Consider the following 20737-nt stretch of genomic DNA (forward strand, 5'->3'; position numbering starts at 1 on the left):
TGTGATTGACCCGGCATATTCATTTACGCAGCAGATTGTGAATCTTAAAGCCCAAGATAGCCGCTGCCAGCAAAAAGGTAATAGCGTTGGCTACTATGATAGCTATATTCACCAAATAGATACCATAAATCAACCACAGCAACACCCCCAACGTAAACATGCTGTACATGCCTAGCGACAGGGATTCGGTGTCGCGGGTTTTGAAGGTCTTAATTGCTTGAGGCAGAAAAGAAGCGGTCGTCAAGGTCGCCGCCAGATAACCGATTAGCTCGGGAATTAGGTTCATGTCGGAAGAATCAAACCAAGAAATGTTGCCAGCCAAAGTAGCCCAAGGCGATCAGCAGGAATTGCACAAAAGCCAGCAGCCAGAAATAACCAACAAACATCATGATTCTGACCGGGGTTTCCTGGCTTTGTTTGGAACTAAGCAACCAGCCGCCGATGCCGGAAATAGCTGCGACGGCCAGTAAGCCAATGATAACGATATTCATCGCAATCAGCGCGGCGGCGGCGCCAACACCTCGCGGGAGCCGTTGGTTTCCGGCATGCTGACCACGCCGGCGTTTTCCATGTCTTCGATGATGCGCGCCGCCCGGTTGTAACCGATTTTGAAACGGCGTTGCACGCTGGAAATGGAGGCCTTGCGCGACTCGGTGACGAAAGCCACCGCTTCGTCGTAAAGCGCGTCGGATTCGCTGTCTTCGCTATCCAAGCCGGCGACTTCACCGCTATCGGTACGTTCCTGGGTGATTTCGTCCAGATAATTGGTCGGACCGGTTTTTTTCAAGAACTCCACCACGCGATGCACTTCATGGTCATCCACAAAAGCGCCATGGGCGCGCAACGGAATGCTGGTACCGGACGGCAGGAACAACATGTCGCCGTTGCCCAGCAGGGCTTCCGCACCGCCTTGGTCGATGATGGTCCGGGAGTCGATACGTGACGATACCTGGAAGGAAATCCGGGTGGGCACGTTGGCTTTAATCAAACCGGTCAACACGTCCACGGACGGCCGTTGCGTCGCTAACACCAGGTGGATGCCGGCCGCGCGGGCTTTTTGCGCCAAACGGGCGATCAGTTCCTCGACCTTTTTACCGACCACCATCATCATGTCGGCCAACTCGTCGATGACGATGACGATGCTGGGCAGCGTATCCAACAGCGGATAATCCTCCAAGGCTACCGGCGTTTCCGACCGGAACAAAGGATCGCGAATCGGCTGACCGGCCGCTTCCGCTTCTCTGACCGCCTGGTTATAGCCGGCCAGATTCCGCACCCCGACTTTGGACATCAATTTGTAACGACGCTCCATTTCCGCCACCGCCCAACGCAAGGCGTTTTGCGCGTCCTTCATATCGGTAACAACAGGCGTCAGCAAATGCGGAATGCCTTCGTACACCGACAATTCCAGCATCTTCGGGTCTATCATGATCATTCGCACATCTTCCGGCTTGGCTTTGTACAGCAAACTCAGAATCATGGTGTTGATCGCTACCGATTTACCGGAACCCGTGGTACCGGCCACCAGCGCATGCGGCATTTTGCCCAAATCGGCGACGACCGGCGTACCGGAAATATCCTTGCCCATCGCGATGCTGAGCTTGGATTTAGCCCGCTCAAACTCATCCGATACCAGCAAGTCGCGCAGCGAAACCATTTCCCGCTCTTGGTTGGGAATCTCCAGGCCAATCACGGATTTACCTTCGATAATCTCGACGATACGCACGCTGGTGACCGACAAACCGCGCGCCAAGTCTTTGGCCAGGCTACTAATGCGGCTGACTTTCACACCGGCCGCCAAGCGTAATTCGAATCGGGTAATCACCGGTCCAGGCAATACCGCTTCCACTTCGGCGGCGATACCGTAATCCTGCAATACATCCTCGACTTGGCGGGAAATTTCTTCCAGCTCGACTTTGGAATAGCGCTTCACTTTGATTTCGCGCTTATCCAGCAAAGACAAGGTTGGCAAGGCGTTGATATAGGCGCCGGGCTCCATGTCGTCGACCGGCTTGCTGTCTTTTCTACGTAGAGGTCTAACCGCAGCGGCGGCAGAAGGTTGCGCGGTTTCCAGCACCTGAATCTGCGACTTTTTGGCGCGCTCTTCGGTTTTAACTTCGGATTGCTGATTACGCGGTTTTTTGGTTTCTTTTACAGGTTCGGGTCGCGCCGGTCTATCCGCACGGTAACGCTCGGGCACCTCGACTGCCTGCCGGCCCACAACCGAACAGGCCGTCATCGCGCATTTGCCGATAAAGGCCATCATCGTCAACCAGGACAAGCCGGTAAACAAGGTCACGCCGGTCATAAAGATGGCCAACAACAGCAAGGTAGAACCGGAGTTGCCTAATAGATGTACCAAGGCATCGCCGATTTCCCGCCCAAGAATGCCGCCCGGACTCTCAGGCAAATCCATCTTGGTACGCAGAAAATGCAGATGCAAAAACAGAATGGCCGAACCGGACACTGTTGTAGCCAGAAAACCGGCCGAGCGCGATGCCAGCGCCCATTGCCCACCAGTCTGGCGGGAACCTTGAAATAAGATGTAGCCGTACCAGAAAATCATCACCGGAATCAGATAGGCCATCAAGCCCAGAAAACTCAGTACAAAATCCGCCAGCCAGGCACCAAACAAACCGCAGGCGTTACTGATGGATTGATACGATGTGCTATGACTCCAACCCGGATCGTTGGAATTAAAAGTGACTAGGGCAATTAAAAAAAACAACGCACAACTCGAAAATCCCAGTAATGCGATTTCGCGATAGCCTCGCGCGGCTCTTTCTTCCACAACAGCAACCATAGTTGTCGGCTCACAATAAAAGCGTCACAAAACATGATTATAGATGATGTAAATCGATTTCACATTAGCTTTACCGGCCACGCCATTAAAAACCAGTCGGTAAATCGGTTTTATCGCGGGGGGAATGCCCTTATAATTTTGCTACCCTAACCCGCATGGAGACTCGAAATAATGGCTGCCGCAAAACATTGCAAACTCTTAATCCTAGGTTCCGGCCCGGCCGGTTACACCGCAGCCGTTTACGCCGCGCGCGCTAACTTGAATCCGGTGATGATCACCGGCATGCAACAAGGCGGCCAATTGACCACCACCACCGAGGTGGACAACTGGCCCGGCGACGTGGAAGGCTTGCAAGGTCCGGATTTGATGGAACGGATGCGCCTGCATGCCGAACGCTTCAATACCGAAATCATATTCGACCACATCCATACCGCCGATCTGTCGCAAAAGCCGTTTACCTTGACCGGCGATGCCGGCGTTTATACTTGCGATGCGTTAATTATCGCCACCGGCGCTTCGGCTAAATATCTGGGCCTGCCGTCCGAGGAAGCCTTTAAAGGCAAAGGTGTTTCCGCCTGCGCCACTTGCGACGGCTTCTTTTACCGCAACAAACCGGTCGCGGTGATCGGCGGTGGTAATACTGCTGTGGAGGAAGCACTGTATTTGTCTAACATCGCCTCCGAGGTGATCGTCGTGCACCGGCGCGATAAATTCCGTTCCGAAAAAATCTTGTCGGATAAACTGATCGAAAAATCAAAATCCGGCAACGTGCGTATCGAATGGAATCACGAGCTAGACGAAGTACTGGGTGACGACATGGGCGTTACCGGTCTGCGTATCAAGAGCACGCAGGACGGTAGCACCAGAGATTTGGACGTGCACGGCGTATTTATCGCCATCGGCCACACTCCGAACACCGACATTTTTACCGGCCAGTTGGAGATGGACCACGGCTACATCGTCGTTAAAAGCGGCATCCACGGCAATGCCACGGCCACCAGCGTACCGGGCGTATTCGCGGCTGGCGACGTGATGGATTCGCATTACAAACAAGCCATCACATCAGCCGGCGCCGGCTGCATGGCCGCTTTGGATGTGGAAAAATATCTGGACGAATTGACCGGCTAGGTCTATCCGCTATTGGGGCGGTTAAAACCGCCCCAATACGCTTTCAATATATCCAAGGCAACAACCGCCAGGTCGATAAGCAAAAATCGGCATAAACCGCACCGAACTCAGCCAGCAACATCCGCTCTTCTATCTCAATGCGCCGGGTAAACGCCCAAACCGTCGGCCCTAGCAACATCGCCAACGCCAGAACATCACCCATCGCCACTCCGGCGGCAAACAAGGCTATCAACAAGCCGGTGTAGGCCGGATGCCGTAGCCAACGGTAAGGCCCTTCTTTGATTAATCTGTGTTCTTGCTGTATCAGCACGTTAGTTGTGAAAAATCGGCCCAATTTCATCACCGCCACGTAACGCAAATAAAGCCCCGAAGCAAACAACAGCATGGCCAACATTTGCCTAGGCAGATAATCAATCCTTATAGGCGCCAACGCCAGATTTTTAAACCACAATGCCAGCGCCAGACTTGCCAAAATACTGATCCACAAAATGCGCTGCGAACGCCGCTCCGTATTCACGACCGGCCCGGCTTGCAGCACAGTACGGCGGGCCAAAGCAATTTCCGCCGCTATCCAAACCAGGCAAAGCACTAGCCACAAAATCCGTACCGATGTCATTAATCGCCCTCCGGCGCAGTGTGCGTGAAATGACGGGTATGCCAGGATCCCCGCGCCTCGTGTAACATACCGCAATTTGCCGGCTGTTATGAAAAAGATCATCGAACTGAAACAGGTTTATAAGGACTATCCGCAAGCTGGCACGCTGCAAACTGTCTTGCACGACATCAATCTGGATATTTACCCCGGCGAATTTGTTGCTATCGTCGGCCCGTCCGGCAACGGCAAATCCACCCTTTTAAACTTACTCACCGGCATCGACCACCCCAGCCAAGGCCAAGTCAGCGTCAACGGCACCGAGCTGCAAACACTCAGTAACGAAAAACTCAGCATCTGGCGCGGCGCCAATGTCGGCATCGTGTTTCAGTTCTTCCAGTTATTGCCTACCTTAAATCTGCTGCAAAACATCGTACTGCCCATGGATTTTCTCGGCCGATTAAGCAAAAGCCAGCGCCGTGAGCGGGCCATGTATTTACTGGAACTGGTCGGATTGGCCGATGCTGCGGAGCGCTTGCCCAGCCAGGTTTCCGGCGGCCAACAACAACGGGCGGCGATTGCCCGCGCGCTGGCCAACGATCCCCCGCTGATCGTCGCCGACGAACCCACCGGCAATCTGGATGCGGCCACCGCCGATTCGGTGTTCGATTTGTTTGCGCATCTGCGCGACCAAGGCAAAACCTTGGTAATGGTCACCCATAACGAAACCCTGGCCGACGCCGCCAGCCGCAAACTGGAAATTCGTTCCGGACGAATCCACGCCGACAGCCAACCGGTAGGCAGCAGGTGAATACGCTGTGGCATAAAGTCTGGGCCGACTTATGGCTGACCAAAAGCCGCACTACCTTGGCGATTATCAGCATCGCCGTCGGCGTCTGTTGTGTCGGGACTTTATTCGGCATGATCGATTTACTGCTGAACAAAATGGATGCCGCGCATCGGCAATCGCAACCCTCGCATATCAATCTGATCTTGCGCAATGATGCCGATATTAGTTTGTTGGCGCAAATCAAAGCCATACCCGGCGTAGCCGGCGTCGATACCATGACGCCGCTGAGCGTACACTTCCGCAGACCGGGCGAGACCGACTGGCATCTGGGCACGCTGATTATTCGCCCCGATTATGAACACCAGCATTTCGATAAAACCGCGCTGCAATCCGGCGATTGGCCGAGTGCTGACCGGATTGTGATAGAAAACCTGTCCGCCCTGTCCAGCGGCATGCAAAGCGGCGACATAGAATTCGAAACCGCCCAAGGCCCGCAGACCTTGCCGATTGGCGGTATCGTCCGCCATCCCTTCGTTAAACCGCCCAAATTCGGCGGCCAAATACATTTTTTTGCCGGCACCGCGCAAGCTACCCAATTCGGGATTCCGGCACACAGTTTCCGGCAGTTGCTGGTGCAAATCGCCGAACCTTACAGCAGCGAATCCGCCCGCAACGTTGCCGGGCAAATTCGCAGCCTGCTGAGCGCGCAGCATATCGGCGTCAATGTCACCTTATTGCAAGACCCGGAACAACATTGGGGCCGGCCGTTTCTAGCCGGGATCAACGGTGTACTGCAAATCATGGCCTTGGTCTCGTTAGCCCTGGCTAGCGTATTAATTTTAAACACAGTATCGGCCCATATTACCCAGCAAACCGATCAGATCGGCGTGATGAAAGCGCTGGGCGCCAAGACCATCACGATTGCCAAACTGTATCTGCTGGAAATCCTATTTTTATCGTTGATGGCGATAGTTTTCGCCGTACCACCCGCCCTGGCTGCCGCTTATTTCAGTGCCTGCCGACTGCTGGCTTTATTCAATATCGACTGCGGCGCATTCGCCATTTCAGTGCCCGCCGTTAATTACATGCTACTCGGCGGCCTGCTGGCGCCCTTGCTGGCGGGTTTACCGCCGATTCTGCGCGGTGCGGGAATGACGGTACGTGCAGCAATCGCCAGTTACGGCGTGGGCGCCGATTTTGGCTACAACCGTTTCGATCTACTAATAGAAAAGTTCGGCGCGCGCTTTCTACCGACTTTATCCGCCGCAGCTTTAGGGAATTTGTTCCGCCGTAAAGCCAGGCTGGTCTTGACGCAAAGCGTATTGGTCTGCGCCGGCGTGATGTTTTTGGTGTTGACCAGCTTGATCGCCTCGCTGAATTTAACACTGGACCGGGAAATGGCCCGCAGCCGTTATACCGTGCGGCTGGGTTTTACCCAAGACCAATCCGAACAAACAATTCGCGATATTGCCGCAGCAGTAGCCGGCACGGCACAAATTGAATTCTGGCAACGATCCAGCATACAAATTGCCAAGGACGGCCTAGCGTTGCCGCAAAAAGGCAGCCTTGGCCTGCAGATGCTGGCCTTGCCAGAAAACTCAAGCATGTATCAACCGCTGATCGAATCCGGGCGCTGGTTGCAAGCCAGCGATGCCGGCCAGCGCGTACTGGTGCTGAGTGCGGATACGGCCGCGCTGAACGCTGTCCGAGCCGGCGACATGCTGGACGTCGCACTGGGCGCCGATCACCAGAAATGGCAAGTGATAGGTATCTATCGTTGGTTGGCCGGGAATAGCTATGCGGTGGAACCGGTCTATGCGCCGTTGGAAACTCTACGGCAGATTACTCAAAACCGGAAAATGGCGTCGTTTGCACTGCTGGATGCGCCGGTCGCCGACCTACATCAGGAGGCCGACTACCTACGCAACTTGCAACAACAGTTTCAGGACCATGATGTACAACTGGATGTTTACACCACGCTTGCCAAACTGGAACAACGCCAGTTTACCCGCAACCAGTTCAAATCAGTGCTCAACACCCTGCTGGGCCTGGCCTGCATGATTGCAGCGGTCGGCGGTATCGGTTTATCAGGCACATTAGCCATTAGCGTATTGCAGCGCATTCGCGAAATTGGCGTGTTGCGCGCCATCGGCGCCCCGTCCAAAAAAATATTCCGCATGTTTTTACTGGAAGGCCTGCTGCATGGCGGCATGGCTTGGTTACTGAGTATTCCTTTGGCTTATTTGGCCGCCGAGCCGCTAGCCAAACAACTCGGACAGACTATGCTTGGCATACGGCTGGATTTCCGTTTCGACTGGTGGGCTGTTCTGTACTGGCTGATGATCATGTTAATCGTGGCCTGGATAGCCGCCTTCTGGCCGGCGCGCAAGGCAACCCGCCTGAACATTAGAGAATGTTTGGGACATTGAACAGCTGAGTATTAGGTTTTACCTAAATGAGCCGTGGCCATTTATTAATGATTACAAACGCTTTGCTTAACCGGATGAAATTTCTGTTACTGGGCTGTTGCGTGCTGGTCAGCTTTTCAGCGCTGGCCGACGCACCAGTGCGGATCGGTGTATTAGCCTATCGGCCCAAGCCGCAAACCCTGGAACAATGGCAAGCACTGAGTAAAGTCTTGCACCAGGCTATACCGGAGCGCGAATTCATCGTCGAAGCTTTGAACTACGACGAACTGGAGGCCGGTGTGGACAGTAGCCAATTGGACTTTGTGCTGACCAATCCCGGCCACTATGTCCATATCAGCTATCAACACGGCTTTTCAGCACCGCTGGCCACATTGCTCAGACACGAGGACGGCGGCTCTCAGGATAAGTTCGGCGGCGTCATCTTTGCGAAAGCCGAGCGTTTGGATCTCAACGCACTCGGCGACCTGCGCGGCAAAAAAATCGCCGCTACCAGTCAAGACTCCCTGGGCGGCTTTCAAATGCAAGCCTACGAAGCCGCCCAAGCCGGCATAGACATAGTCAAGGCATCCCAATTGGTCATCACAGGTATGCCGCACGATGCGGTAACGGAAGCGGTATTGTCCGGGCACGCCGATATAGGCTTTGTCCGCACCGGAGTTCTGGAGGATTTGGCCAAAAATGGCAAGCTCGATCTGCGGCAAATCAAAATCCTCAACGTCCAACCCTCTACTGAATTCAAGCTGCTATCGACTGCGCTTTATCCCGAGTGGCCGTTTTTAGCCATGCCCAACGTAGACCGCGCGCTGGCCAAAAAAGTCGCCGGCTGTTTGCTGCTGATGAGCCCCGACCTTATTCCGGGGATTGAAGGCTTTACCATCCCGGCCGATTACAATTCGGTGGAACAATTACTGCGGAACGTGCGCGCCAAGCCGTTCGACGCCGTTCCGTCATTCACGTTGACGGATATTTGGCAACGCTACCCGACACCGATACTGGCACTCAGCGCCGGTGTCATGCTGGTAGTGTTGCTCAGCTTGAGTTTGTTCTGGGTAAACCGTTATCTCGCTGCGGAACGGCGCCGAGTCCGGGAACAGAATATTCGACTGGCGGATAGCGAATATCGCTGGAAATTTGCTCTGGAAGGCGCCGACGAAGGGGTATGGGATTGGGACATTGTCAGCGGCGAGGTGTTTTTCTCGCCGCGCTGGAAATCAATGGTGGGTTATCAACCGGAAGAATTCGCCAATAACTTCGATGCCTGGCGCGACAGCCTGCATCCGGACGACACCGACCGGGTACTGCAAACCCTGTCCGACTACTTCGACGGCAAGAATAAATTGTATTGGGTGGAGTTTCGCATGCGCTGCAAGGACGGACGCTATAAGTGGATACTCGCCAAGGGCATGGTGGTGGCGCACACGCCGGAAGGCAAACCGCAACGGATGTTGGGTACGCATGTCGATATCGACAAGCATAAACAGATAGAACAAGAATTAAGGCAAAGCCACGACGCCTTGTTGCGTTCCAATGTTGATCTGGAACAGTTCGCTTACAGCGTCTCCCACGATATGCGCCAGCCTTTGCGCATGGTCTCCGGCCATTTGCAATTTTTGGAACGCAATCTCAGGGAATCACTGGATGAAGACGCGCGGCAAAATCTGAATTTTGCCTTGGAAGGCGCCAAACGGATGGATGCGATGATCGTCTCGCTGCTAGAGTATTCGCGCGTCGGCCGCAAGACTCAACAAAAATCCTGGACTGCCAGCGACGCGGTCCGCGACGAAGTGTTGCAATTCGTCGAACCCCTGGCAACACAATGCCAAGCCAACATCCGTTGCCAAGGCGACTGGCCTATCCTGTATGCCAGCCGCGACGAGCTCAGCCGCCTGCTGCAAAACCTGTTGGTTAACGCCCTGCACTATCAGCAAGAATACCAAGCTCCCATTATCGATGTTAACTCCGAGGTCATTGACGGCTGTTGGCGGCTCAGCGTGCGCGACAACGGCATCGGTATAGACCCCGGACAATTTGATAGGCTGTTTCAGTTCTTTAGCCGCCTGCAAGCCCGCACGCGCTTCGAAGGCACCGGTATGGGCCTGGCTTTGTGCCGGCGCATAATAGAACATCACAACGGCAAAATATGGGTGGATTCCGCCGGCGAAGGCCTGGGCTCCTGTTTTACGTTTGAAATTCCCTTGGGCTATACCCCCGCAACCGACAGCCAGCCGACATGAATAAGCACCCTGAAACTTCGGTCGGCGCCCAGCCACGCTCAAGCCTGAGAAAACCGCGGTATTACAGCCACTGGCTGACGGTGGCAGTCCTGCTGATTACATTGCTCACCAGCTATCAGGCTTGGCGGATTGCGGTTGAAGACTTGGCACACGAACGCCAGCTCTATTTCGATTTCCGCGTCCGGCAATTGGTGCAAAGTATTGAGCAACGATTACAAACTTACGAGCAAATGTTATATGGCGCCCGGGGTTTGTTTGCCGCATCAGGATTGGTAGAACGCAGCGAATATAGGGAATACGTCTCCGCACTGAACCTCGACCAACGCTTTCCAGGCATCCAGGGCGTGGGCTTTTCGCTGTGGATACCGAAAACCGAGAAAGACCGGCATGTTGCCGAGATGCGCAAACAAGGCTTTGCCGATTACGACATCCATCCCGTCGGCGAGCGGGATTTTTACACATCGATAATTTATCTGGAACCATTTTTAGGTCGCAATCTACGCGCATTCAGTTTCGACATGTTCTCTGAGCCAACACGAAACCGCGCGATGAGCTATGCCCGCGACAACAATAGCCTGGGCATCAGCGGCAAAGTAATCTTATTGCAGGAAACCGAACAAGACGTGCAAGCCGGCTTTTTAATGTACCTGCCAGTGTATAAAAAGGACGTGCCGCACGACACGCTGGAGCAACGCCGCGCCGATCTGCTGGGTTGGGTTTACGCACCATTCCGCACCAAGGACTTAATGGCCGGAATTGGCGGCGAACTAGAAAGCGATTTGGGATTGGAAATATTCGACGGAGAAACATTAAACGAAGAAAGCCGCATGTACGGCTCCGCACCGCCGGCAAACATTCAACCACTATTGACTTCCAAACAACAGATTGTGTTGGCTTGCCACCCGTGGACCCTATTGATTCATGCCGAACCGAATTTCCAAGCGCGTGTCGATCAAGACAAGCCATTCATTATCGCCGGCAACAGCGTAAGCCTGAGCCTGCTATTAAGTCTGTTGACTTGGCAATTGGTGAATAGCCGCAGCCGAGCAATGGTCCTGGCAGAAAACATGACCGCCGAATTGCGCGAGAGCGAAAGCCGGTTCCGGGCCATGGCGGACTCGGCGCCAGTGATGATTTGGCTCTCGGACTCAGCCAAGCGCTGTTACTGGTTCAACAAAGTCTGGTTAGACTTTACCGGGCGCAGTATTGAACAAGAACTAGATAATGGCTGGACAGAAACAGTGCATCCGGATGATCTGGAGTATTGTCTAAACTACTACACCGGACACTTTGAAAAACGCCTGCCTTTCAGCATGGAATATCGTATGAGACGCCACGATGGTGAATATCGCTGGTTGTTCGACACCGGTATTCCCCGTTACGACGACCACGGCGAATTCGTCGGTTATATCGGCTCTTGCATCGATATTACCGAGCGTAGACGAATCAGCATGGCTCTGGAATCCAGCAACGCCGACCTGAGCCGTTTCGCAGAAATTTCCGCCCATCATTTGATGGAGCCGACTCGCCGCTTCAGCAGTTTTACTCAACGCTTACGCAACTCATTAAAGGCGTATCCGGAGGCCTTGGGCGACGAAGACATTAATAGTAGCCTGGATTATCTGGAACACGACGCACTGCGTTTAATCGGTCTGGTACGTGACATTCAACTTTACGTGACCGCCAATCAAGCCCGCGACAAAATGACTCATGTGGACGCCAAAACCGCTGCCCAAGCGGCTATCCACGCTTTAGCGGACGCGATAGCGATTGCAGGCGCAAGTGTCAGCGTCGGCGAACTACCGCATGCCTATATCGATCTCCCCCGCATGGCCGAGCTATTTAGATTGCTTTTGGACAATGCACTCAAACACGGCCGGCCAGCCAATTCTGAACAACCCTTACGGATCGAAATTGGCGGCGTATCCGATCTGGACGTAAATCGTTATTATGTGCGCGATAACGGCGATGGGATAGATGCGGAATACCGGCAACGGGTCTTCGAAATTTTTGAGCGCCTGCATTATCGCGACAACGAGGCCGGCACCGGCATTGGTCTGTCGATAGCCCGCCGCATCGTCAGCAGTTGTCGCGGCAAAATTTGGATTGAAAGTACAGCGCAGAACGGTACGGCAGTGGTGTTCGAGCTACCCAATATAGAAGGAAATAAGCATGACGGATAAATCAACGCCGCTGTTCGATGTGTTGCTGGTGGAAGACGAACCCGCCGACGCCCATCTGGTGAAAATGAGTTTCAAGGAAAACCGGGTGCGTTGCAATCTGCATCATGTCTGGGACGGTGTCGAAGCGCTGGCGTTTTTACGGCGGCAAGGCGCCGACTATGCCGACGTGCCGCGCCCGGATTTGATCTTACTGGATCTGAATATGCCGCGCATGAACGGCCGCGAGTTTCTGGCTAAAATCAAGTCGGAACCGGACTTTTCCAGCATTCCGGCTATTGTCCTGACCACTTCCGATATTGAGCGCGACGTGGTCGCAACCTATCAACTAGGCGCCAATAGCTACATTACCAAACCGGTGGATGTCGAACAATTTATCGCGGCGGTTCGGCAAATCGAAGGCTATTGGTTCAATGTAGTGCGCTTACCCAGCAAGCAATAATTATGACCGAAGCGACAAATTGCTGCGTTTTATTAATCGAAGACGAACCGGGCGATGCCAGCCTGGTTCGTCAATATTTGCGCGCCTCGCCTACTCTGCGTTTCGAATTGATCTGGCGCGAGAATTTGGCGGATGGCGAACAAATTATTGCCCAACAAAAAATCGACGTGGTGCTGGTGGATTTAAGCCTACCGGATTCGCGAGGCTTGGATACCGTCAGACGCATTCGCAAAGCGACCCGACTACTGCCGATTATCGTGCTGACCGGGCACGACGATACCGAGTTTTCTCTGAAGGCTCTGGACTGCGGCGCGCAGGATTATCTGATCAAATCCAGCATAGACACCGACAGCCTGGTCAGGGCCATACGCTACGCGTTGACGCGGATAAGCTTGGAAAAACGGCTTCACGAGTCCGAGCAACGGATGGGTATGGCCTTACAGAGCGCAAGCTTAGGCTTATGGGATTGGCATATTCCCAGCGGGAAAGTGATTTTCAACGACCTATGGGCCTCTATGCTGGGCTACACGCTTGACGAGGTGGGATCCGATATCGACATTTGGAAACGCTTGGTGCATCCGGATGATTGGCATTTAATCACAGCCTCTCTGGAGCCGCATTTGCGCGGCGAAACCGAGCTTTACTCTGCTGAACATCGCTTACTGCACAAGCAAGGCCATTGGGTTTGGGTACACGATACCGGCCGCGTGCTGGAGTGGGATTTTCAGGGCCAACCGATTCGCGCGGTCGGTATCCATCAGGATATCAGCTTGCGCAAGGCGTCGGAGTTGCGCGACCACTTGTTAATATCGGCCCTGGAAACGGTGGAACATGGTGTAGTGATTACCGACATAAATGCCAATATCGAATGGGCCAATAAAGCCTTTGAAACGCTGACCGGCTTTAGTCGCCAAGAAGCCACCGGCATGCGGCCCAACGAGCTGGTTAAATCCGGCAAGCAAGACCAGGCGTTTTATCAGGCTTTATGGGAGACCATACTAGCTGGAAATACCTGGCGCGGCGAAATCGTCAACCGGCGCAAAAATGGCGAACTGTATGACGAAGAACTGGTGATTTCCCCCGTCAAGGATCAGCAAGGCTGCATACGCCATTTCGTGGGCGTTAAACAGGATGTTAGCGAACGCAAAAGGATGCAAACCGAGCTGTGGGAATTGGCAACAACCGACGGTTTGACCGGTTTTTTAAATCGCCGGCACTTTATGGCCCGTCTGGAAAACGAATTTGCCAGAGTAAAGCGCAATAATCACCGGGTAGCGATATTAATGCTGGACCTGGATCATTTCAAGCAGATTAACGACGGTTACGGACACCCCACCGGCGACGCGATGTTGCAGCACTTTGCCGGCATTATGCGCGCGGAATTACGTCAGATTGATGTGGTGGGCCGGATTGGCGGCGAGGAGTTCGCGATATTCATGCCTGAGACCGATGCCGAACCCGCCATGATCATTGCCGAACGCTTACGTAAGGAGCTAGCCGATACACCGCTGATGATAGATAAGCATGTGATTCCAATAACCGTCAGCATCGGGATTGCCTTAATGCATGCCGATAGCGGTACGGCGGATTGCGTCTTGACCAAGGCCGATAAAGCTTTATACACCTCTAAGGAAAATGGCCGGAACTGCGTGCGCGTCTGGCTTTAGCAGCAGTCTAATAGCCAAACGGCATGGCGCCTTTAAAGCGTGATGGGATAGAACACATTGGAAAAATCGACATAAATTTCCACGCTAGCGCCGCGGCGCCGATCCTGAATGCGTTTCTCGATAATCTCTCTCGGCACCGGCACCCCATTGCGGCGCCGGTCATTTTTGACGTCGCGCTGTTTGTAAACTCGCACCAAAACCTCGCAACCGTTAAACAACAGGCCGTTCAGATTCTTAATAGCGCGAATACCGGCTTCATCGGAATTCACCGACACCAGGCCGTGATGCTCCAGCTGATTGCTGCGCTTGTCCCGAATCACCATCACATCGACGGTTATCACGTGCTTGGCCTGTTCTATTAAATCTTCACTGACCGCCATCGCCACGTAAGAATACAACTCGTTGGGCCGGGTCGATGCCGGGATATTCCGAAAAAAAAGCAGCATAAAATCTAGCTAACAGTAGGCATACGAAATAAGCCAAAGGCGCGTGAACACTGCACTCCGGCGCGAATGGGTTTATGCCGGGCTAACCCCAAGCCATACAAACGCCGCTTAAGTTTAGGCTTAAATTTAACCGGCTTATGCAAATCCGAATTTTTTGTCTGCCTGGGGCTAAGCCTGCCCCAAATCCGCCAAAATCTTATCCCGCACCAACTGTCCGGACAAGGTCACCATCGGCATACCGCCGCCCGGATTGACGCTGCCGCCGACGAAATACAGATTGCTTAATTGCTTGCTGCGTTGCGGGGCCTTGAAGCCGAGATTTTTCCAACGGTCCGCCACCACGCCGTAAATCGAACCCAGGTTGGAATAGTATTTGGCCTGAATATCCAGCGGTGTCCAGTATTCCTCGGTAACGATATGCTGGCGTAAATCGGTGAGCCCCATGCGCTCCAGTTTGGCCAATACCCGCTCGCGCAACGCCCAATAATCGTCGGCCGTCAGCGGTTTGTCCGGATTGATATGCGGGATGTGCGGCAGGATTTTGATGATTTCGTAACCGTCCGGCGCCTGGCTCGGATCGGTTTTGCACGGCGCCACCAAATAAATCGTCGGGTCGTCGGACAATTTGCCGCTATGAAACACCGCATCGAAATGCTCGCGCGGATGATCGGAATAAAAGAAATTGTGATGCGCCAATTGCGGATACAACCGGCTCACACCCAAATGCAACACCAGACCGGAACAGGTCGGCTCGAAGCGCTGCATTTTTTTCAGTTCCGCCGGTGAGTTATGCAGCAATTTGTCCATCGCCGGAATCACTTCCATATTCGACACTACGATGTCGGCCGCCAATACTTCGCCGCCTTGCAGTTTGATGCCGGTGGCTTTGCCGGCTTGGTATTGAATTTCCTCAACTTCGCTGTTCAAGCGAATGGATACGCCCAATTCGATCGCCAGCTTTTCCATGGCCTGCGCCAAGCCGTACATACCGCCCTTCACATACCACAAGCCGTATTCATATTGAATGTAAGGCATCAGATTCATCAAAGCCGGCGAATCGTAGGGCGACGAGCCGACGTATTTGATGAAGTAATTGAGGATGTCGATCAATTTGGGATGGGAAATAAAGCGTTTGACGCCCTGATCCATCGACCGAAATACGTCGAAATTCAAGGCGCGGATGGGGCCGTAAAACTTCAGCAATTCCCAGAAGGTATCCAAGCCCTTGGCAAAGTAACCGGCTTCGGTTTCCGTACCCAGCTTTCTGGAATAGGCCATAAAGTTGGCGAATTCGGCGGCAGTATTCGGGCCCAGTTTGTCCAGCTCGCGGCGCTGATTTTCCGGGTCTTCACACAAATCAATGGTCGTGCCGTCTTCAAAGAAATTGCGCCAATGCGGCTCGACTTTTTCGATGCCGACATAATCGGCCATGTTTTTACCGACTTTGGTAAACAGTGCTTCGAAGATGTGCGGCATGGTCAGGATCGACGGTCCCAAATCAAAGGTAAAACCGTCTTTAGTCATAATGTTCAGCTTGCCGCCGACCTTATCGTTCTTTTCGACCAACTCCACCGCGAAACCTTCACTAGCCAGCGAAATGGCCGCCGACAAACCGCCCAGACCGGCGCCGATCACGACGACACGTTTATTGTTATTGTTTTGCTTCATCAGTAGTCCCGTTTCCATGACAACAGTAATTTAAGATTTTGCCAGCGCTGGGTTAAATCGAACGCTGAATATTCCCGAAAAGCTTGTAGCGCCGGCCAGTTGCGTTTGATGCGTTGTATCAACGAACCTTCGCCGTAGACAAAGTCCATATAGCCTTTAAAGTCCTGGTAGCGCTGTTCCGAATACGGAAACCAGTTCGGTTCCTTGGGTAAATGGCTGCGGCTGGTCATGCCGGCCACGGGGTAGGTAAAACTGCGTAAACCTTCCGCGCCGTGATAACGACCGAAACCGCTTTTTTTCACGCCGCCAAACGGCAGGCCTGGATGACCGATATTTTTGATCACATCATTGATCGCCCAATTGCCGACCTGCAGCTGGTCGGCAACTCGCTCGGCTTTAGCAATATCCTGGCTCCACACGCTGGCATTCAAGCCAAATTCGCATTCGTTGGCCAAACGGATTGCTTCGGCTTCATCGCTAAAGACCATCACCGGCAGCAGTGGCCCGAAGCTTTCCTCACGCATCACCCGCATGCCGTGATGGACATTCCATAGCATGACGGGTTTAAGGTAATTACCCTGCCGTTCCAGCGGCCCGGAGGCTTGCGCGCCTTGGGCAATGGCGTCCTGGTAATGCGCCTCGACAACTGCAATTTGCCTTTCGCTGGTCATTGCACCCAAGTCGCCGTGCGGGCCGTGCCCGACCTGCAATTGCGAAACGCCCTGTTGCAACAAGCTTAAAAACTCATCGTGGCAGTCCTGCTGGACATATAAACGCTCGACCGACACGCACACCTGGCCGCTATTGCAAAACGCGCCGTACAAAGCCGCATCGGCCGCGCGTTGCAATGCCGCATCGTTGAATACCAGCATCGGGTCTTTGCCGCCCAGCTCCAGCAACACCGGAATCGGATACTGCGCGGCGCGTTGCATAACGGCTTTACCGCTATTCAGGCCACCGGTGAAAAACACCAAATCCGGGCCGGCATCGATCAGCTGCGCCCCGGTCACACCATCGCCGACCAGCCATTGCACCAGGCCTTCCGGCAAGTCCAGCTGCTTGAACAAATCGACAATCAGCTGTCCGACCGGCAAACTTAGTTCTGATGGTTTCAGAATCACCCCGTTGCCGGCAAACAAAGCGGTCAGCATCGGCCCGACCGACAGTTGAAACGGATAATTCCACGGCGAAATCACCGCAACCACACCGTAGGGCCGCCGCTCGATGCCGGCAGTGGCGCCGGGAAAAGCGAAGGGTGAAGTGGAAATGCCTTGATAGCTCAGGATATTGGCGGCGTACTTTTGGTAATAGCGAGCCAAATCCAAAACCGGGTAAATCTCGCCCAGCAGGGCTTCGGTGCGGACTTTGCCGGTAGTCAGGCTGATTTGCTCGCAAATCGCGTCCAATTCGGCCATCAATAAAGGCACCAGCTTGGCTAGAATTTTCGCCCTTTCGGCTACCGGCCGCTTGCCCCAGATTTGCGCCGCTGCACGCGCAGCCAGCATCTGCTGCTGAATCGCCTCTAAATCGCTAACCGGAAAGTCGCCCAACACCCGGCCATCGACCGGTGAAACGGCCTGCATCGTCGCCACCGCTTAGGCCTTGGCTTTTTTCAGCCAGGTACTTTGTTGAATTTCCTTGAAATGCACCCGGTGTTTGCGGGAAATCAGATTCGAGGAAATCCGCGCCGACTCGTATATGGTCGGCAAACCGCTACCCGGATGGGTGCCGCCGCCGACCAGATAGCAGTTATCCAGCTCTTCAAAGCGATTATGCGGCCGCCAGTACAGCATCTGGCTGAACTTGTGCGACAAGCTGAAGGTAGCGCCTTTGTATACGTGTTCGTCGCTTTCCCAGGTGCCGGGGGTGATGATCTTTTCGCATTCGATATGCTCTCGTAAATCGCTCAAACCCAGACGCGCACCCAGCGTATCCAGCACTTGCTCGCGCACATCGGCGCAATGGGTTTGCCAATCGACGCCGCTGTCGTTATTCGGCATCGGCACCAGCACGTATAGCGCCGACTTGCCGGCCGGCGCCAGGCTGGCATCGCTGACCGAAGCGTTTTGCACGTAAAACGAAAAGTCCTCGGTCAAAGTTTTATTGCTGAAGATATTGCGGATATTGGTACGGTAATCCTTGGCAAACACAATGGTGTGATGCGGCAGATCGTATTGTTTATCCAGGCCCAGATAGAGCATGAAGGTCGAGCAGGAATACTCGCGCTTTTGCAATTGCTGATGATCGTATTTGCGCAAGGTACCGGGCTCCAGCAAATGCGTCATAGCGTGGGCAAAATCGGCATTGACGATCACTTCGTCGCCGCGCACTTCCTCGCCGTTTTGCAGTCTCACACCCTTGGTCGCGCCGTCTTCAACGATCAGCGAGGCCACTTCGGCATTCAGATGAATATCGCCGCCGGACTCGGTCACCACTTGCGCCATCGCCGTCGCAATCTTATTTAAACCGCCGGCCACATGGTAAATTCCGTATTCATGCTCAAGGTACGGCAACATGGTAAACAGTGCCGGACACTCCCATGGCGACATGCCCAGATACTTGGATTGGAAACAAAACGCCAGGCGCATTTTTTCCTTATCAAAATACTGGCCCAGGTTGTTGAATACGCTTTTCGGAAAGGCCAGCCAGGGCAAGGCCTTGATCAAATCCAGCGAGAAGAACGAAGACCAATTGGAGTAATCGCGGGTAATGCACGGGTACAAACGATTGAAGCGGCTGCGCTCGTTATCCATGAAACGCTCGTAGCCGGCGCTGCCTTCATCGAAAACTCGCTCCAGTTCGGCGCGCATGTTTTCCCTGTCGGAAAACACATTGATCTCGCGGTCGTCATACAACAGCCGGTACATCGGACTGAGCGGCATGAACTGCATATAGTCCTCGCTGCGCCGGCCGCATAATTCAAACATTTCATCCAAAACACCCTTCATCAATAAAAAGGTCGGACCGGTATCGAAGGTAAACCCGTCCATCGTAATGGCCCGATTGCGGCCACCAACATGGGGATGTTTATCGAATATGGACACTTTAAAGCCGCGATGGCTGAGTAACATGCCGGCGCACAAGCCGCCAGGGCCGGCGCCAACGATGATGATATGTTTTGAATCTGCCATGATATGAGATGAGCGGTGCTTGCCGAGTCGTTTTATAAAAGCGCTAATGTAACAGCAAAATGTCAAAAAGCGACCTATTCACCAACACCAAAGTAAAACCAAGCGCACTAGCAGAGGCTACGCGAACCCGGCAAACCCGATTTTATCTAAGGTTGCGCCACCGAGAAATCAACGGCGATTCAGTGTATCGGCTTTACGCGCCGATTATTGATTTGAGCCTGCGCGAACCCTAAGGATTGTTCTCGCGGCTAAAAGTGCATCGATTGGCAGAAGTTTTGCGCGATATTCCTGCGAGCGCGGCATAATAGGCAGCATGAAAACACCGAAAAGACTTGAACCCCTAATCGATAGCGGCTTGATCGACGAGGTCATAGGCTCGCTGAAGAGCGGCAAGGAAGCCGCCGTGTATGTGGTGCGTTGCGGCGCGGAAATCTGCTGCGCCAAAGTTTACAAGGAGGCCGACCAGCGCAGCTTTAAAAAAAGTGTGCTTTACCAGGAAGGCCGCAAAGTGCGCAATAGCCGCCGCGCCCGCGCGATGGAAAAAGGCAGTAGCTATGGCCGTAAAGAACAGGAATCGGCTTGGCAAAACGCCGAGGTGACGGCTTTATACCGCTTGGCGGATGCCGGCGTGCGAGTACCGAAACCCTACAACTTCATCGACGGCGTGCTACTGATGGAATTGGTCGCAGATGCCGACGGCCACCCGGCGCCTAGACTCAACGACCTGGAAATGCCGGCCGAGCTGGCCCGCGAATACCATGCGTTTCTGATTGACCAGATCGTGCGCATGCTCTGCGATGGCTTGGTACATGGCGATTTGTCCGAATACAATGTGCTGGTCGGCAGCGACGGGCCAGTGATTATCGATTTACCGCAAGCGGTGGACGCTGCCGGCAATAACAACGCCCGCGCGATGTTGGAGCGCGACGTTGCTAATATGGCCGCCTACTTCGGCCAGTTCGCCCCGGAATTGTTGACGACACGCTTTGGTAAGGAAATGTGGAAGCTATACCAAAGCGGCGATTTGCACCCGGAAACTCAGCTGACCGGGCATTTCGCAGACAGTAATAAACCAGCCGATCTACGCAGTGTGATCCGCGAAATAGACGCCGCACGCGAAGACAACGAAGCCAAGCAGCGTTTTCTCCAAACTCCATAGCCCTGAGCCCTAAAAAAGAAAAAGCCGGTGTTACCCGGCTTTTTCTTACTGCTTGGCACCGCTGGCCT

The 20737-nt window shown here is 53.8% G+C and carries 17 protein-coding genes; 9 read left to right on the forward strand and 8 right to left on the reverse strand.

From position 1 onward, the window contains the following. Positions 1-19: 19 nt before the first annotated feature. From JWZ98_RS15695 to JWZ98_RS15705, 3 genes are read right to left on the reverse strand one after another with little or no spacing between them, the layout of a single operon-like run. A complete protein-coding gene (locus JWZ98_RS15695; protein ID WP_033155423.1) occupies positions 20-286 on the reverse strand; it encodes a SemiSWEET transporter in 267 nt (88 codons plus the stop codon). Positions 287-296: 10 nt separating this feature from the next. After that, the gene (locus tag JWZ98_RS15700; protein ID WP_101055105.1) at positions 297-491 is read right to left on the reverse strand and encodes a hypothetical protein; all 195 of its coding nucleotides are present in this window, start codon (positions 489-491) and stop codon (positions 297-299) included. A 5-nt stretch (positions 492-496) separates the two neighbouring features. Continuing rightward, positions 497-2803 carry a DNA translocase FtsK gene (locus JWZ98_RS15705; protein ID WP_205450796.1) on the reverse strand — a complete coding sequence of 769 codons (2307 nt, stop codon included), beginning with the start codon at positions 2801-2803 and terminating at the stop codon, positions 497-499. A gap of 171 nt (positions 2804-2974) precedes the next feature. On the opposite strand from JWZ98_RS15705, the gene trxB reads away from it, so the two are divergent. Next, positions 2975-3931 carry a thioredoxin-disulfide reductase gene (gene trxB, locus JWZ98_RS15710; RefSeq protein WP_205450797.1) on the forward strand — a complete coding sequence of 319 codons (957 nt, stop codon included), beginning with the start codon at positions 2975-2977 and terminating at the stop codon, positions 3929-3931. A gap of 43 nt (positions 3932-3974) precedes the next feature. Here the strand turns inward: trxB and JWZ98_RS15715 are convergent, their stop codons facing one another. Next, entirely contained in the window at positions 3975-4547 is a 573-nt protein-coding gene (locus JWZ98_RS15715) for an isoprenylcysteine carboxylmethyltransferase family protein (RefSeq protein ID WP_240348015.1), read from the reverse strand. Positions 4548-4635: 88 nt separating this feature from the next. On the opposite strand from JWZ98_RS15715, the gene JWZ98_RS15720 reads away from it, so the two are divergent. The 6 genes from JWZ98_RS15720 to JWZ98_RS15745 are packed head-to-tail and all read left to right on the forward strand — an operon-like array spanning position 4636 to position 14265. Continuing rightward, positions 4636-5334, forward strand: coding sequence for an ABC transporter ATP-binding protein (locus tag JWZ98_RS15720; RefSeq protein WP_205450798.1), 699 nt, complete (start codon positions 4636-4638; stop codon positions 5332-5334). After that, positions 5331-7742, forward strand: coding sequence for an ABC transporter permease (locus JWZ98_RS15725; RefSeq protein WP_205450799.1), 2412 nt, complete (start codon positions 5331-5333; stop codon positions 7740-7742). Before JWZ98_RS15720 ends, JWZ98_RS15725 begins: the two co-directional genes overlap by 4 nt. Positions 7743-7789: 47 nt before the next feature. Then, positions 7790-9976 carry a PhnD/SsuA/transferrin family substrate-binding protein gene (locus JWZ98_RS15730; protein WP_205450800.1) on the forward strand — a complete coding sequence of 729 codons (2187 nt, stop codon included), beginning with the start codon at positions 7790-7792 and terminating at the stop codon, positions 9974-9976. Further along, positions 9973-12159 carry a CHASE domain-containing protein gene (locus tag JWZ98_RS15735; protein WP_033155431.1) on the forward strand — a complete coding sequence of 729 codons (2187 nt, stop codon included), beginning with the start codon at positions 9973-9975 and terminating at the stop codon, positions 12157-12159. The genes JWZ98_RS15730 and JWZ98_RS15735 overlap by 4 nt, the downstream gene beginning before the upstream one ends. Continuing rightward, positions 12149-12598: a response regulator gene (locus tag JWZ98_RS15740; RefSeq protein WP_033155432.1), complete on the forward strand. Its 450-nt coding sequence runs from the start codon at positions 12149-12151 to the stop codon at positions 12596-12598. The genes JWZ98_RS15735 and JWZ98_RS15740 overlap by 11 nt, the downstream gene beginning before the upstream one ends. A gap of 2 nt (positions 12599-12600) precedes the next feature. After that, positions 12601-14265 (forward strand): diguanylate cyclase, encoded by a 1665-nt coding sequence (locus JWZ98_RS15745; protein WP_033155433.1) that lies wholly within the window; start codon positions 12601-12603, stop codon positions 14263-14265. Between the two features lie 32 nt (positions 14266-14297). Here the strand turns inward: JWZ98_RS15745 and JWZ98_RS15750 are convergent, their stop codons facing one another. From JWZ98_RS15750 to crtI (JWZ98_RS15765), 4 genes are all read right to left on the reverse strand, one after another. Continuing rightward, positions 14298-14711 carry an RNA-binding protein gene (locus JWZ98_RS15750; protein ID WP_033155434.1) on the reverse strand — a complete coding sequence of 138 codons (414 nt, stop codon included), beginning with the start codon at positions 14709-14711 and terminating at the stop codon, positions 14298-14300. 168 nt (positions 14712-14879) lie between these two features. Then, positions 14880-16397: a phytoene desaturase family protein gene (crtI, locus tag JWZ98_RS15755; protein ID WP_225892877.1), complete on the reverse strand. Its 1518-nt coding sequence runs from the start codon at positions 16395-16397 to the stop codon at positions 14880-14882. Further along, positions 16379-17962, reverse strand: a complete 1584-nt coding sequence (locus JWZ98_RS15760) for an aldehyde dehydrogenase family protein (RefSeq protein WP_033155436.1) — start codon at positions 17960-17962, stop codon at positions 16379-16381. Before JWZ98_RS15760 ends, crtI (JWZ98_RS15755) begins: the two co-directional genes overlap by 19 nt. Before the next feature lie 12 nt (positions 17963-17974). Further along, the gene (gene crtI, locus JWZ98_RS15765; protein WP_033155437.1) at positions 17975-19510 is read right to left on the reverse strand and encodes a phytoene desaturase family protein; all 1536 of its coding nucleotides are present in this window, start codon (positions 19508-19510) and stop codon (positions 17975-17977) included. Positions 19511-19569: 59 nt separating this feature from the next. On the opposite strand from crtI (JWZ98_RS15765), the gene JWZ98_RS15770 reads away from it, so the two are divergent. After that, on the forward strand, positions 19570-19743 hold the full coding sequence (locus tag JWZ98_RS15770; RefSeq protein WP_165385975.1) for a hypothetical protein: 174 nt from the start codon (positions 19570-19572) through the stop codon (positions 19741-19743). A gap of 80 nt (positions 19744-19823) precedes the next feature. Then, entirely contained in the window at positions 19824-20669 is an 846-nt protein-coding gene (locus tag JWZ98_RS15775) for a PA4780 family RIO1-like protein kinase (protein ID WP_033155438.1), read from the forward strand. Positions 20670-20737: the final 68 nt, after the last annotated feature.

The organism is Methylomonas sp. EFPC1, from assembly GCF_016925515.1.
GTDB classification, from domain to species: domain Bacteria; phylum Pseudomonadota; class Gammaproteobacteria; order Methylococcales; family Methylomonadaceae; genus Methylomonas; species Methylomonas defluvii.